General features: G+C 72.2%; 14 protein-coding genes. 9 read left to right on the forward strand and 5 right to left on the reverse strand.

Annotated elements, in window-relative coordinates:
- Window positions 1-78: 78 nt before the first annotated feature.
- The 3 genes from ACH45E_RS37435 to ACH45E_RS37445 are packed head-to-tail and all read left to right on the forward strand — an operon-like array spanning window position 79 to window position 3796.
- The gene (locus tag ACH45E_RS37435; protein ID WP_361449913.1) at window positions 79-1065 is read left to right on the forward strand and encodes an ABC transporter permease; all 987 of its coding nucleotides are present in this window, start codon (window positions 79-81) and stop codon (window positions 1063-1065) included.
- Window positions 1062-1964, forward strand: coding sequence for an ABC transporter permease (locus ACH45E_RS37440; protein ID WP_361449916.1), 903 nt, complete (start codon window positions 1062-1064; stop codon window positions 1962-1964). The genes ACH45E_RS37435 and ACH45E_RS37440 overlap by 4 nt, the downstream gene beginning before the upstream one ends.
- Entirely contained in the window at window positions 1961-3796 is a 1836-nt protein-coding gene (locus ACH45E_RS37445) for an ABC transporter ATP-binding protein (protein WP_361449918.1), read from the forward strand. The genes ACH45E_RS37440 and ACH45E_RS37445 overlap by 4 nt, the downstream gene beginning before the upstream one ends.
- Here ACH45E_RS37445 and ACH45E_RS37450 read toward each other — a convergent pair.
- From ACH45E_RS37450 to ACH45E_RS37470, 5 genes are all read right to left on the reverse strand, one after another.
- The gene (locus tag ACH45E_RS37450; RefSeq protein WP_361449921.1) at window positions 3793-4134 is read right to left on the reverse strand and encodes a DUF1330 domain-containing protein; all 342 of its coding nucleotides are present in this window, start codon (window positions 4132-4134) and stop codon (window positions 3793-3795) included. The two genes, ACH45E_RS37445 and ACH45E_RS37450, sit on opposite strands and share 4 nt — an antisense overlap.
- Window positions 4135-4248: 114 nt before the next feature.
- Window positions 4249-4572: a multidrug efflux SMR transporter gene (locus ACH45E_RS37455; RefSeq protein WP_361449924.1), complete on the reverse strand. Its 324-nt coding sequence runs from the start codon at window positions 4570-4572 to the stop codon at window positions 4249-4251.
- A 76-nt stretch (window positions 4573-4648) separates the two neighbouring features.
- Window positions 4649-5659 carry a ribosome small subunit-dependent GTPase A gene (rsgA, locus tag ACH45E_RS37460; protein ID WP_361449927.1) on the reverse strand — a complete coding sequence of 337 codons (1011 nt, stop codon included), beginning with the start codon at window positions 5657-5659 and terminating at the stop codon, window positions 4649-4651.
- Between the two features lie 13 nt (window positions 5660-5672).
- Complete coding sequence (aroA, locus tag ACH45E_RS37465) at window positions 5673-6998, reverse strand: 3-phosphoshikimate 1-carboxyvinyltransferase (RefSeq protein ID WP_361449930.1); 1326 nt, start codon at window positions 6996-6998, stop codon at window positions 5673-5675.
- 73 nt (window positions 6999-7071) lie between these two features.
- Complete coding sequence (locus tag ACH45E_RS37470; RefSeq protein WP_361449933.1) at window positions 7072-7794, reverse strand: M50 family metallopeptidase; 723 nt, start codon at window positions 7792-7794, stop codon at window positions 7072-7074.
- Between the two features lie 50 nt (window positions 7795-7844).
- Between ACH45E_RS37470 and ACH45E_RS37475 the strand changes: the two genes are divergently transcribed.
- The 6 genes from ACH45E_RS37475 to ACH45E_RS37500 all read left to right on the forward strand — a co-directional run bounded on the left by ACH45E_RS37475 (window position 7845) and on the right by ACH45E_RS37500 (window position 13422).
- The gene (locus ACH45E_RS37475) at window positions 7845-8660 is read left to right on the forward strand and encodes an SOS response-associated peptidase (protein ID WP_361449936.1); all 816 of its coding nucleotides are present in this window, start codon (window positions 7845-7847) and stop codon (window positions 8658-8660) included.
- 152 nt (window positions 8661-8812) lie between these two features.
- Window positions 8813-9460 carry an alpha/beta family hydrolase gene (locus ACH45E_RS37480; RefSeq protein ID WP_399042400.1) on the forward strand — a complete coding sequence of 216 codons (648 nt, stop codon included), beginning with the start codon at window positions 8813-8815 and terminating at the stop codon, window positions 9458-9460.
- A gap of 256 nt (window positions 9461-9716) precedes the next feature.
- Window positions 9717-10400 carry an RNA polymerase sigma factor SigR gene (sigR, locus tag ACH45E_RS37485; protein WP_207927702.1) on the forward strand — a complete coding sequence of 228 codons (684 nt, stop codon included), beginning with the start codon at window positions 9717-9719 and terminating at the stop codon, window positions 10398-10400.
- A complete protein-coding gene (rsrA, locus tag ACH45E_RS37490; RefSeq protein WP_361449939.1) occupies window positions 10397-10708 on the forward strand; it encodes a mycothiol system anti-sigma-R factor in 312 nt (103 codons plus the stop codon). The genes sigR and rsrA overlap by 4 nt, the downstream gene beginning before the upstream one ends.
- 132 nt (window positions 10709-10840) lie before the next feature.
- Window positions 10841-12169 (forward strand): HD-GYP domain-containing protein, encoded by a 1329-nt coding sequence (locus ACH45E_RS37495; RefSeq protein WP_361449942.1) that lies wholly within the window; start codon window positions 10841-10843, stop codon window positions 12167-12169.
- On the forward strand, window positions 12166-13422 hold the full coding sequence (locus tag ACH45E_RS37500; RefSeq protein WP_361449945.1) for an HD domain-containing protein: 1257 nt from the start codon (window positions 12166-12168) through the stop codon (window positions 13420-13422). The genes ACH45E_RS37495 and ACH45E_RS37500 overlap by 4 nt, the downstream gene beginning before the upstream one ends.
- The last annotated feature ends 92 nt before the right edge of the window (window positions 13423-13514 follow it).

Genomic DNA, 13514 nt, shown 5'->3' on the forward strand with positions numbered 1-13514 from the left:
GACCGCCGGGAGGCGCTCCGGGGTAGCTGACATGTTCTCTTCATATTGTGGCAACAGGAGGACTGGAGCATCTGTCCTGTGCCCTCCTACCTGGTCAAACGCCTCGGCTACTACGCGGCCCTGTTACTGGTCGCCGTGTGCCTGTCCTACGTACTGGCGTCCCTGGCGCTCGACCCCCGTGCCTACTACGAGGGCCGCCAGCCACCCCTGTCGCCGGCCTCGGTGGACCACCACCTGACGGCTCTGGGCGTCAACGACCACGAACCGCTCCCGCGCCGCTTCCTCGGCTGGGCCGGGCACGCCGTACGCGGCGACCTCGGTGAGACCATCGACGGAACCTCCGTCAACGCCGAGTTCGGCCGCCGCATCGGGGTCAGCCTGCGGCTGCTGCTCGCCGGAACGGTCCTCGGGACGGTGGCGGGCGTGCTCGCCGGAGCCTGGACGGCCGTACGGCAGTACCGCTTCAGCGACCGGGCGGTCACCGTGGCGTCCTTCGCGCTGCTGTCGACCCCCGTGTTCCTGCTGGCGATCCTGCTGAAGACCGGCGCGATCTGGTTCAACCAGACCACCGGGACCGAACTCATCCAGTTCACCGGGGAGAAGAGCCCCGGGCTCGACGGCGGCTTCTGGGCGGTGCTGGAGGACCGGGCCGTGCACCTGCTGCTGCCCACCTTCTCCGTCGCCCTCTTCACCGTCGCGGGATACAGCCGCTACCAGCGCAACACCATGCTCGACGTGCTCGGCTCGGACTATCTGCGCACCGCGCGGGCCAAGGGGCTCGGGCGACGCGCGGTGCTGCTCAGGCACGGGCTGCGTACGGCCCTCATCCCCATGTCGACCTACTTCTCCTACGGCTTCCTCGCGCTGTTCACCGGCGCCACCTTCACCGAGACGATCTTCGGCTGGCACGGCATGGGCGAGTGGTTCGTGGCCTCGATCGGGAAGAACGACGTCAACTCGGTCGTCGCCGTCAACATCTTCGCCGCCGTCACCGTGCTGGCCTCCGGCTTCCTCGCCGACCTCCTGCACGCCGCCCTCGATCCGCGCATCAGGCAGGCGTCATGACCGCCACGATCCCCGACGCCGTCGACGTCACCGAAGCCCCCGCGCCCGCCGGCCGCGCCGGTGTCGTGCTGCGTCGCTTCGTCCGCAACCGCACCGCCCTCGCCGGCGCCGTCGTCCTCGTGCTGCTCTTCCTGCTGGCCTTCGCCGGGCCGTACGTCACCCCGTGGTCGTACAGTCACATCGACTACACGGCTCTGCGCGCCGCGCCCGGCGCGGACCACTGGTGGGGTACCAACCGGATCGGTCAGGACGTGTTCGCGCAGACCGTGCGCGGGCTTCAGAAGTCACTGGTCATCGGGTTGCTCGTGGCCGTGCTGTCCACGGGGCTCGCCTCGCTGGTCGGGGCCTCGGCGGGCTATTTCGGCGGCTGGACCGACCGGCTGCTGATGTTCTTCGTCGACCTGCTGCTGGTCTTCCCGTCCTTCCTGATCATCGCGATCGTCTCGCCCCGGCTGCGTTCGGGGGGCTGGTTCGCCTTCGTCGGACTGCTCGCCGTGTTCGGGTGGATGATCACCGCCCGGGTGGTGCGGTCGATGACGCTCTCGCTCAAGGAGCGCGAGTTCGTGCGGGCGGCGCGGTACATGGGCGTGGGGCCCTTCCGGATCATCTGGCGGCACGTGCTGCCCAACGTCGCCTCCTTCCTCATCATCGACGCCACCATTCAGGTCGGCGGCGCGGTGATGAGCGAGACCGCGCTGTCCTACTTCGGCTTCGGCGTGCAGCCGCCCGACGTGTCCCTGGGCACGCTCATCGCCTCGGGGACGGGCGCGGCGGTGACGTACCCGTGGATGTTCTTCTTCGCGGCCGGGCTGCTGGTCGTGTTCGTGCTGGCCGTGAACCTGGTGGGCGACGGGCTGCGGGACGCCCTGGACCCCACCTCGAAGGGGGCCTCCAGGTGAGCCCGTTGCTGGAAGTGACAGGTCTGGACGTCGACTTCGACGGCAGACCCGCGGTCCGCTCGGTGAACCTCGCCCTCGAACGCGGCCAGGTCCTCGGTCTGGTCGGCGAGTCCGGCTCCGGCAAGTCCGCGACCGCGCTCGCCCTCCTCGGGCTGCTGCCGGGCAACGCGTCGGTACGCGGGTCCGTACGGCTCGACGGCACCGAACTCCTCGGCGCACCCGAGCGGGCGCTGACCCGGATCCGGGGCCGCCGGGTCTCGATGGTCTTCCAGGACCCGCTGTCCGCGTTCACGCCCGTGTACCGGATCGGCGACCAGATCGCCGAGGCCGTCCGCGCCCACCAGGACGTCTCCCGGGAGCAGGCGTCCACCCGGGCCGTCGAACTGCTCGACCTCGTAGGCATCCCCGAACCCGCCCTGCGGGCCAGGGCGTTCCCGCACGAGTTCTCCGGCGGCATGCGTCAGCGCGCCATGATCGCCATGGCGATGGCCAACGCACCCGACCTGATCCTGGCGGACGAACCGACCACCGCCCTGGACGTCACCATCCAGGCCCAGGTCCTCGACGTCCTGCGCACCGCCCAGCGCGAGACCGGCGCCGCAGTGCTGCTGGTCAGCCACGACCTCGGGGTGATCGCCCGGACGGCCGACCGGGTCGCCGTCATGCAGGAGGGCCGGGTCGTCGAGTCGGGCACCGCGGTGGAGGTCTTCCGGCACCCGAAGGAGCCGTACACCCAGCGCCTCCTGGCGGCCGTCCCGCGCCTCGACACCCCGCGCCGGACGCAACGGGCCACCGGGGAGCCGGTGGTGCGGGTGCGCGGGCTGACCCGCACCTTCCCCGTCCTCAAGGGCACCGCCTTCAAACGCCGCGTCGGCACGGTGTACGCCGTCGACGGCGTCGACCTCGACGTCCGGCGCGGCGAGACCCTCGCCCTGGTCGGCGAGTCCGGGTCCGGGAAGTCGACCACCCTCTTCGAACTGCTCGAACTGGCCGCTCCGGAAGGCGGATCCGTCGAGCTGTTCGGGCAGCGCCTCGGCACGCTCACCAAGGCCCAGGTCAAGGCGTTGCGGCGGCGGATCCAGATCGTCTTCCAGGACCCGATGGCCTCCCTCGACCCGCGGCTGACCGTCGGGGACATCGTCGCCGAGCCGCTGCGCACCCAGGGCGCCGACCGGGCCACGATCGCCCGCCGGGTGCCCGAACTGCTCGCCCGGGTGGGCCTCGACCCGGCGCGCGCGGACCGCTTCCCGCACGAGTTCTCCGGCGGCCAGCGCCAGCGCGTCGGCATCGCCCGCGCCCTGTCCGTCGAGCCGGAACTGCTCGTCCTGGACGAGCCGGTCTCCGCCCTCGACGTCTCGGTCCAGGCCGGGGTGCTGGAGTTGCTCCAGCAGTTGAAGGAGGAACTGGGGCTGGCCTACCTCTTCGTCTCCCACGACCTGTCCGTCGTCCGGAACATCGCGGACCGCGTCAGCGTGGTCTACCTCGGCCGCACGGTCGAGGCTGGCCCGGTCGACGAGGTCTTCGCCCGCCCCCGGCACCCCTACACCCAGGCTCTGCTGTCCGCGGTACCCCTGCCCGACCCGGAGCGGGAGCGGCGGCGGACGCGGATCCTGCTCGCCGGCGACCCGCCGAGCCCCACCCGCCGCCACGACGGCTGCCGGTTCCGGACCCGCTGCCCGCTGTACGCGAAGCTCGCGGAGGAGGAGCGGAAGCGGTGCGCCCACGATGTGCCGGTGCTGGACGCGGACGTGGACAGAGACGGAGACGGCGGCGGAGATGGCGACGGAGACGGGGTGGCCTGCCACTTCCCACGGGTACGGGAGGTCCTCTAGGCGGCTTCGGCCCGCAGCTTCTCGGCCCGTTGCCGGGGGTCGTAGTCCGGGCCGACGCCCTCGATCAGCAGCAGGTCGCCCACGATGTGGTCGGTCCGCAGCCGGAGGATCGCCTGGTAGGCGGGGGAGGCGTACCAGGCGCGCGCCTCGGCCAGCCCGGGGAACTCGATCAGCACCATGCTGCCCCGCCAGTCGCCCTCCACCACCTCGGCCGGCGGGCCGTGGATGACGAAACGCCCGTGGAAGGGGTCGAGGGTGTCCTGGATGCGCTCCAAGTACTCCAGCACGTCCGGGTGATGACGACGGTCGCGCAGATGCGCGAAGCCATAGGCGGCCACGGCACGCTCCTTCGCTCGCTCGTGCACGCCCCCCCCCGCGGGAGGGCGTGCCGAACGTAGCGACGAGGGCCCGTGCCCGGCGATTACCTCCGGGGTAAGGCCGGGTGGCCGGTACTAGCGCGCCGACCCCGACAGTTGCAGGCCGATCACGCCGACGATGACCAGGCTGATGGAGACGATCTTCAGGGTGGAGACCAGGTCTCCGAGGAAGACCATGCCGTAGATCGCGGTGCCCGCCGCGCCGATGCCGGTCCACACCGCGTAGGCCGGGCCCACGTCCAGCTTCTTCAGGGAGAGGGTGAGCAGGCCGAAGCTGCCGAGGGCGAAGCAGCAGAAGGCGATCGTCGGCCACAGCCGGGTGAAACCGTGGGAGAGCTTGAGGCACACGGCGAAGCCGGTCTCGAGCATTCCGGCCACGATGACCAGCAGCCACGCCATGTGCTGTCCTCCCGTTGGTCCGGCTCGGTGCGATTATGCACTTACCGGACTCGGGTCCCTCCAAACAACGCGGCCGTCAGTCGCCTTCCGTGCGCTCACGGGTGGCCAGCAGCCTGCGCAGCGAGTACAGCCGTGCCGGGTCGGCGTGGCCGTCGGCCACCCAGGCGTCCAGCGCGCAGTCCGGCTCGTCGTGGCTGCACGCGCGCGGGCAGCCCTCCGTGCCGGGTTCGAGGTCCGGGAAGGCGTGGATGACGCGGGAGGGGTCGATGTGAGCGAGACCGAAGGACCGTACCCCCGGGGTGTCGATCACCCAGCCCCCCTCGGCCGCCAGGGGCAGGGCGAGGGCCGATGTCGTGGTGTGACGGCCGCGGCCCGTCACCGCGTTCACATGGCCCGTCGTGCGGCGGCGGTCCTCGGGGACCAGCGCGTTGACGAGGGTCGTCTTGCCGACGCCCGAGTGGCCGACGAAGGCCGTGATCCGGCCGTCCAGCTGCTCCCGCACCCGATCGGCCGCGCCGCCGTCCGCCAGCTCCTCGCGGCTGGTGACGACGTACGGGATGTCCAGGGCGCCGTACAGCTCCAGCAGCTTGTCCGGCGGTGCCAGGTCCGACTTGGTCATCACCAGCAGGGGCTCGAGGCCGCCGTCGTAGGCCGCGACCAGGCAGCGGTCGATCAGACGCGGGCGCGGCTCGGGGTCGGCCAGGGCCGTGACGATGGCCAGCTGGTCGGCGTTGGCGACGACCACCCGCTCGAACGGGTCGTCGTCGTCCGCCGTGCGGCGCAGGACCGAGGCGCGCTCCTCGATGCGCACGATCCGGGCGAGCGTGTCCTTCTTCCCGGAGAGGTCACCGACGAGTGCCACGCGGTCGCCCACCACGGCGGCCTTGCGGCCCAGCTCGCGGGCCTTCATCGCCATGATGGTACGGCCATCGACGAGGCAGGTCAGACGGCCCCGGTCGACGGTGAGGACCATGCCTTCGGCCGCGTCCTCGTGCTTGGGCCGGATGTGGGTGCGGGGTCGGTTGCCCTTGCGGTTGGGGCGGCTGCGGATGTCGTCCTCGTCGGTGTGCTTGCCGTAGCGGCGCATGGCGGTGACTCCCCTACGCCCGCTCGCTCCCGAGCATCCCGGTCCACAGCTCGGGAAAGTCGGGCAGGGTCTTCGCCGTGGTCGCCACGTTCTCGATCCGCACGCCGTCCACCGCCAGGCCGATGATCGCACCGGCCGTCGCCATGCGGTGGTCCTCGTACGTGTGGAAGGTGCCGCCGTGCAGCGGGCGCGGCCGGATGTGCAGGCCGTCGGCCGTCTCGGTGACGTCACCGCCCAGCTCGTTGATCTCCTTGGTCAGCGCGGCCAGCCGGTCCGTCTCGTGCAGCCGCAGATGGGCCACGCCCCGCAGCGTCGAGGGGGAGTCCGCGAGCGCGGCGACCGCGGCGATGCCCGGGGTCAGCTCGCCGACGTCGCCCAGGTCCACGTCGATGCCGTGCACCGAGCCGGAGCCGGTGAAGACCAGGCCGTACTCGGTCAGCTCGCAGGAACCGCCCATCTCGGTGAAGATCTCGCGCAGCCGGTCACCCGGCTGGGTGGTCCTGGCCGGCCAGTCCGGGATCAGCACCTTGCCGCCGGTGACCAGCGCCGCCGCCAGGAAAGGCTGGGCGTTGGACAGGTCCGGCTCGACGGTCAGGTCACGGCCGAGCAGCGCGCCCGGGGTCACCCGCCAGACGTTCGGCTCGCCGCCCGACTCCGGGGTGTCCACCTGGGCGCCAACGGCACGCAGCATGTCGACCGTCATCCGGATGTGCGGCATGGAGGGCAGCGTCGCGCCGGTGTGGCGGACCTCGACGCCCTGGTTGAACCGGGGGCCGGACAGCAGCAGCGCCGAGACGAACTGGGACGAGGACGAGGCGTCGACCGACACCGGGCCGCCGTCCAGCGCGCCGCCGCCGTGCACGGTCAGCGGCAGCGCGCCCCGGCCGTCGTCGTCGATCCGGGCGCCGAGCACGCGCAGCGCGTCGATCACGCCGTTCAGGGGACGCTCGTACGACCTGGGATCGCCGTCGAAGCGGACGGGACCGTCGGCCAGCGCGGCCACGGGCGGCAGGAAGCGCATGACGGTGCCGGCGTTGCCGACGTCGACCGTGGCCGGGCCGTGCAGGCCCGTCGGGAGCACGCGCCAGGCCTCGCCCGTGCCGTCCGGGCCCACCCCTTCCTCGATCTCCACGCCCATCGCACGCAGGGCGCCGGCCATCAGGAGCGTGTCGCGGGAGCGCAGCGGGCGGCGCAGCCAGCCGGGCTCGGAGGCGAGGGCGGCGAGCACCAGGGCGCGGTTGGTGACCGACTTGGACCCGGGCACGTGGACCGTCGCGTCGACGGCTCCGCTCGCGTGCGGGGCGGGCCAGAGGGCGGTGTGTGCGTCGTTCGGGGCCATGGGGCCCACTTTAGTGGGGGACGGTCCGGGGTGTTGCGCGGCAGCGGGCCCGTCGGGGCTGGTCGCGTGAGCCTCAGACCTCCAGCAGCCAGCGGCCGCCACCGATCAGCGAGCACAACGACACCACATGGAACAGGAACAGCCACAGACCCGCCGGGACGTGCGTGAGCCGGGACAGCTGGTCGGCGTCGGAGTCGCCCGCGCCGCCGCGCGCCCGCTTCGCCTGGAGCTCGAACGCCGGGCGGACCCCTCCGAAGAGCAGGAACCACACCACCGCGTAGGCGAACGCGGCCTGCACCTGGGGTCCGGCCAGCCACGAGACCAGGAGGAAGGCGCCGCCCGTCAGGACCACCGTCAGCACGCCGTACGCGTTGCGGATCATCACCAGCATCACCACCAGGAGCGCGGTCGCCAGCCACAGCAGCAGCGTGATCCGCCCGGCGGCCAGCAGGGCGGCGCCGCCCAGGCCCAGGAGCGGGGGAGCGGTGTAACCGGAGGCGGCGGTGAGGATCATGCCGATGCCGTACGGCTTGCCGCGGCTGACGGTGAGGCCGCTGGTGTCGGAGTGCAGCCGTATGCCGGTGAGCTGCCGGCCGGTGAGCAGCGCGACGAGTCCGTGGCCGCCCTCGTGGGCGATGGTGATCGCGTTGCGGGAGACACGCCACACGGTGTGCGGGACGACCACCGCGAGCGCCGCGCCCAGGGTGGCGAGCACCACCCACAGATCGGGGTCCGGCTGGGTCCCCATGAGACGGTCCCAGACGTCGGGCAGCGCGGTGGCGGCGGTGCTCTCCATGTTCGGTGGTTGCTCCCTCTTGCTGTGCGGAGTCTGGCAGTGTGGCACGTATGTGCGGACGGTATGCGGCGAGTCGTAGGCCCGAGGATCTCGCGGGAATCTTTGAAGTCGAGAAGTGGGAGCCCGAGGAGACCCTGGAGCCGGATTACAACGTGGCTCCGACCAAGGAGGTCTACGCGGTCCTGGACCGTCCTGTGAAGGACGCCGAGACCCCGCGCCCGGTTCGCCAGCTGCGCAAGCTCAAGTGGGGGCTGGTCCCCTCCTGGGCCAAGTCGCCCGAGGGCGGCGCGCGGATGATCAACGCGCGGGCGGAGACCGTGCACGAGAAGCCGTCCTACCGCCGCGCCTTCGCCGCCCGGCGCTGCATCGTGCCCGCCGACGGCTACTACGAGTGGGTCACCGGCACACAGGAGCGGGACCTGGAGGTCGAGGGGAAGAAGAAGCGGCCGCGCAAGCAGCCGTACTTCGTGCTGCCCGCCGACGGGTCGGTCTTCGCGATGGCCGGGCTGTACGAGTTCTGGCGGGACCGGACGCTGCCGGACGATCACCCGCGGGCCTGGTGGGTGACGTGCTCGGTGATCACCACGGAGGCGGAGCAGACGCCGCTGGCCGTCGCGCCCCCGGAGGGGCCGCGTTCGCTGGCGGAGATTCATCCCCGGATGCCGCTGATGCTCACGGCGGATCGGTGGGACGCGTGGCTGGACCCGTCGCGTACCGATGTCGAGGATCTGCGGTCGCTGCTGGTGCCGCCTCCTGCGGGGCTCATGCGGGCGTATCCCGTTTCGACTGCCGTCAGTAATGTGCGCAACAACGGTGCCGACCTGTTGAAGGAGCTGGAGGGGCCGGAGGTGGGCACGCTGTTCTGAGCGGGGTTCGGGGGTGCGCGGGGTTGGCGCTGGGGCGGGGGTCGCGCAGCCCGGCGTTACGGGGTGCCTCCCCCACTCTCGGCTTCGCTCGAGCGGGGGGACCCCCTCCGCCCACCCGTGCCGCCCCAGCGGCACGACTGCCCGCAGCTAGGCTGGCGGGTGTGGAGATCGTGACCCGTACCGAGATCGTCGACACCGATGCCGGGGCCGCCCGTATCACCTGGCACCCGGCCAGGAAGCCGAGGCTTGTGCTGGCCGTCGGTCATGGGGCCGGTGGTGGGATCGAGGCGCGGGATCTGCAGGTGCTCGCCGGGGTGCTGCCGGGGCACGGGGTGAGCGTGGCGCTGGTCGAGCAGCCGTGGCGGGTGGCCGGGAAGAAGGTGGCGCCCGCGCCCAGGACGCTGGATGCCGGGTGGCGCGGGGTCTGGCCGGTGCTCGGCAAGCAGGGGCTGCCGGTGGTCTCCGGCGGGCGGAGTGCGGGGGCGCGGGTCGCCTGCCGTACGGCCGGAGAGCTGGGGGCGCACGCTGTTCTCGCGCTCAGTTTCCCCCTGCACCCGCCGGGCAGGCCCGAGAAGTCCCGCGCGGGCGAACTGCTGGGCGCCGGGGTGCCGACGCTCGTCGTGCAGGGCGGCAACGATCCGTTCGGGAGGCCGGAGGAGTTCCCGGACGGGACGGACCTCGTCGAGGTGCCGTACGGCGATCACGGCTTCGCCGTGCCCAAACGCGCGGAGATCACCCAGGAGCGGGCACTCGAGGTCATCAGTGACGCGGTCGTCCAGTGGACCGCGTCACTCGGCTGACCGCCGGGAATGCGGGGCACCGCGGCACTGTTGTGGCGGACGGAAGTGCTGAACCACCAGCACGGATGTCGTAGGAGAGGAAGTCCGCCGCATGGGTTCGACCATCTGCCCGAGCCGCAGCAGCCGTACTGACCTGGACTGGACAGTGCTGCACGCGGCCAGGACCGCTCCTATTCGAGCGGCGGCAGGCACCGGTCGTCGTCTATCCTCCGAATCGAGTGGGACCGGTTTCGGCCTCACGCACGATCTTGAGGAGGTGGGTCCGGTCACTGGGACAGACGCAGGGACCGACAACGGCCAGGCGGAGCTGCCCGAGGGCCAGGGCGCCGGCGCGGAGTCGACCGTGGAGCGCAGCGCGCGCTTCGAACGGGACGCGCTGGAATTCCTCGACCAGATGTATTCGGCCGCCCTGCGCATGACGCGCAACCCGGCCGACGCCGAGGACCTGGTGCAGGAGACGTACGCCAAGGCGTACGCGTCCTTCCACCAGTTCCGCGAGGGCACCAACCTCAAGGCGTGGCTGTACCGGATCCTCACCAACACCTTCATCAACTCGTACCGCAAGAAGCAGCGCGAGCCCCAGCGCAGCGCGGCCGAGGAGATCGAGGACTGGCAGCTCGCCCGTGCCGAGTCGCACATGTCGACCGGTCTGCGCTCCGCCGAGTCGCAGGCGCTCGACCATCTGCCCGACTCGGACGTGAAGGAAGCGCTGCAGGCGATCCCCGAGGAATTCCGCATCGCCGTCTATCTCGCGGACGTCGAGGGCTTTGCGTACAAGGAGATCGCGGACATCATGGGGACACCCATCGGTACGGTGATGTCCCGGCTGCACCGGGGCCGCCGTCAACTGCGCGGCATGCTCGAGGACTACGCCCGCGAGCGTGGGCTGGTCCCGGCCGGCGCCGGGGAGTCGAACGAAGCGAAAGGCTCGGGCTCATGAGCTGCGGAGAGCCGCACGAGACGGACTGCAGTGAGGTCCTGGACCATCTGTACGAGTTCCTCGACAGTGAGATGCCGGACGTCGATCGCGACAAGTTCAAGCAGCACTTCCAGGAGTGCTCGCCGTGCCTGGAGAAGTACGGCCTGGAAGAGGCCGTGAAGAAGCTGGTCAAGCGGTGCTGCGGGCATGACGACGTGCCGACCGACCTGCGCGCCAAGGTCCTGGGGCGGCTCGACCTGATCCGCTCCGGGCAGGCCGTTCCCCAGCACGACGTGACGGCCGCCCCGGTCACGCCCCAGGAGTCCTGACCCGGTTCCGACCCGGTCCCTACCCTCGGGTCATCACCCGAACGTGCTAATCCTCTGGTCATAGGCCCCCGTACCCCCCGACTACCGCCCTAGGCTCCGAACGCCTGGAAGGGCATGGTCGGGGGAGGGGTCATGGAGGCGGTTCCGGCACGGGTACGCGGCTATGTGGCCGGTGTCGCCCTGCTCGCGCCGCTCTGTCTGCTGCTGCCGCCGCTGCCGCTGCCGGCACTCCACACCCCCTGGTGGGCCGTCGCCCTGCTCGCCGCGCTGTACACGGCCTGCGAGCACGTCGTGCGGCGGCGTTTCCCGGGCACGTTCCACCCCGTCTACCCCGTCCTGCTCGCCGGGGCGTTCCTGCTGCCCCCGGCCGCCGCCGCGCTCGTACCGCTGCCGGGCGCGTTGCTGTCCCGCGTGGGGCGGCGTCCCGCGACCGCGCGGCGGATCTGGCGGGCCGCCCGGCTGGCGCTCGCCGTGTGGGGCGCGGCCCAGGTGCACTGGGCGCTGGGCGGCCAGGCCGCGGTCGTCGCCTCCGACTTCCCGTACGCCCTGCTGCCCGCCGTGGCCGCCGTGCCGGCGTTCTGCCTGGTGCTGGCGGCCCTCGACGGCGGGATGCTCGCCGTCGAGGGCCGGGTGCCGGCGCGCCGGGCCTGGCGGGGACTGCTGTGGCGGTCCCTGGCGCCGACCGGGGTGCACGGGCTGGCCGGGCTGATGATGGCCGTGCTGTGGCGCAGCCCGTACGGGCCGGTCGCCGCGCTGCTCGTACTGCTGCCGATGTGCGTGTCCTGGTGGGTCTTCGCCCAGTACCACCGGGAGCGCGCCGCCCACCAGGCGACCATCCGCGCACTGGTGCAGGCCGTCGACATCAAGGACGGCTACACCCGCGGGCACAGCGAGCGCGTCGGACAGGCGTCCGTGCTGATCGCCCGTGAACTGGGCATGGACGACGAGCGGGTCGAGGTGCTGCGCTTCGCCGGGATCCTGCACGACGTCGGCAAACTCGGCGTGCCCACGCGGCTGCTCCGCAAGGACGGACCGCTCACCCCCGAGGAGCGGCGGATCATCGAACTGCACCCCGAGTACGGGCACGAGATGGTGCGCGGCATCTCCTTCCTCGGCGAGGCGCGCGCGGCGATCCTGCACCACCACGAGCGCATGGACGGCGGCGGATACCCCTACGGGCTGGTGGGCGGCCAGATCCCGGAGTGTGCCCGGGTCGTCGCCGTCGCGGACGCCTTCGACGCGATGACCTCCACCCGGTCCTACCGCAGGGCCCGGCCCGTACCGGCCGCCCTGGAGGAGCTCCAGCGGTGCGCGGGGACGCAGTTCGACACCCGGATGGTCTCCGCGCTGGCCCGGGCCCTGGGACGGCACGGCTGGCGTCCCGCGGTCACCGCCGACGAGCCGGAGTGCGCCACGGCACCACCCGAACCCGTCGCGGGCCGGACCGGAGCGCGGCGATGACCGCGCTGCGTCTCATCCACGCCGCCGCCGCCCTCGTCGCCACCGCCGCCCTCGCCGACACCCTCTGGAGCGGCCTGGACGAACGCGGTGCCGCCCTCGCCTTCGGCGTCCTCGTCACGGTCGGTGAACTCAGCCGGTGGACGGGCGCCCGGGTCAGGGAGGCCGCACCGATCGGCGCCGCCGGGGCGCTGGCGTACGCGCTGCTCGGTCAGGACGCGGGACACGCCACCCGGCACGACGCGCCCCAGGTCGTCGCCGTCGTGCTCGCCGCCTCCCTGCTGGGCAGCGTGCCGCACATCTGGAGCGGGCGGACCCCGACCCTCGACCATCTGGCCCGCCGCGTCCTCACCGTCGGCTTCGCCGCCGTCTGCTTCCAACCCCTCTACAACCGGGGCGTGTTCGAGAACTGGGGCGGACCGGCCTACGCGCTGCTGCTGATCGCGCTGCTCTCCCTCACCGCGCTGTGCGACGCCCTGCTGGCCGCGGCGCTGGCGCACTCCCGCAGCCGCTGGCCGTTCGGCCCGCTCCTCAGGGACGAGCTGCGGGGACTCGTCGGGATCGGGTCCGCCGTGTGCGCGACGGGCGCGGTGATCGCGCTCGCCATCGCCGTCGCGGGCCTGTGGGCGCTGCCCGTCTTCTGCCTGCCCCTGCTGCTCACCCAGCAGTCGCTGCGCCGGTACGCGGCCGTGCGCGCCACCTACCGGCAGACCATCGCCTCCCTCGCGCGGGCCACCGAGATAGCCGGCTACACCCCGGCCGGGCACGCCCACCGGGTCGCCGCGCTCAGCCGGGCCGTCGGCCGCGACCTGGGGCTGACCCGGCCCGAGCTGACCGTCCTTGAGTACGCGGCCCTCATGCACGACATCGGCCAGCTCAGCCTCGTCGACCCGGTGCCGGCCGGAGCCACCGCGGTGCTGCCCGCCGAGGAGCAGCGGCGCATCGCGCTGCTCGGCGGGGCCGTCGTCCGGCAGACCGGGGTGGACTCGGCGGTCGCCGTGGTCGTGGAGCGGCAGGCCGACCCCTGTCCGGAGCAGCCGCTCGCCGCGCGGATCGTCCGGGCCGTGAACGCCTACGAGGAGAAGACCCGGGACGCCGGGCCCGGCGGGCCGCTGAAGGCGCTGGAGGAGCTGCGGCTCGGCACTGCCGGAGAGTACGCGCCCGAGGTCGTGGAGTCCCTCGCACGGGTGCTGTGGCAGCAGCGGGGCGGCGGGAGCCTGTCTGACCGTGCCGAGGGCTGGGTAACCCATGGGTAATGAGCGCCCTGGCCTGCGTACGTGGTTGGATGCGAGGGAGAGGGTGTCCGGGGGCACAAGCCAGCCCACTGTGCGGAACTGGAACTGGCAGG

Origin of the sequence: Streptomyces sp. NPDC020299 (assembly GCF_044387825.1) — a bacterium.
GTDB lineage: Bacteria > Actinomycetota > Actinomycetes > Streptomycetales > Streptomycetaceae > Streptomyces.

Bases quoted from the DNA above. Each gene is read 5' to 3' on its own strand.
- ACH45E_RS37440 (WP_361449916.1), top strand. From the start codon at position 1,062: ATGACCGCCACGATCCCCGACGCCGTCGACGTCACCGAAGCCCCCGCG.
- ACH45E_RS37455 (WP_361449924.1), bottom strand. From the start codon at position 4,572: ATGGCGTGGCTGCTGGTCATCGTGGCCGGAATGCTCGAGACCGGCTTC.
- rsgA (WP_361449927.1), bottom strand. From the start codon at position 5,659: ATGCGCCGCTACGGCAAGCACACCGACGAGGACGACATCCGCAGCCGC.
- aroA (WP_361449930.1), bottom strand. From the start codon at position 6,998: ATGGCCCCGAACGACGCACACACCGCCCTCTGGCCCGCCCCGCACGCG.
- ACH45E_RS37470 (WP_361449933.1), bottom strand. From the start codon at position 7,794: ATGGAGAGCACCGCCGCCACCGCGCTGCCCGACGTCTGGGACCGTCTC.
- ACH45E_RS37475 (WP_361449936.1), top strand. From the start codon at position 7,845: ATGTGCGGACGGTATGCGGCGAGTCGTAGGCCCGAGGATCTCGCGGGA.
- rsrA (WP_361449939.1), top strand. From the start codon at position 10,397: ATGAGCTGCGGAGAGCCGCACGAGACGGACTGCAGTGAGGTCCTGGAC.
- ACH45E_RS37495 (WP_361449942.1), top strand. From the start codon at position 10,841: ATGGAGGCGGTTCCGGCACGGGTACGCGGCTATGTGGCCGGTGTCGCC.
- ACH45E_RS37500 (WP_361449945.1), top strand. From the start codon at position 12,166: ATGACCGCGCTGCGTCTCATCCACGCCGCCGCCGCCCTCGTCGCCACC.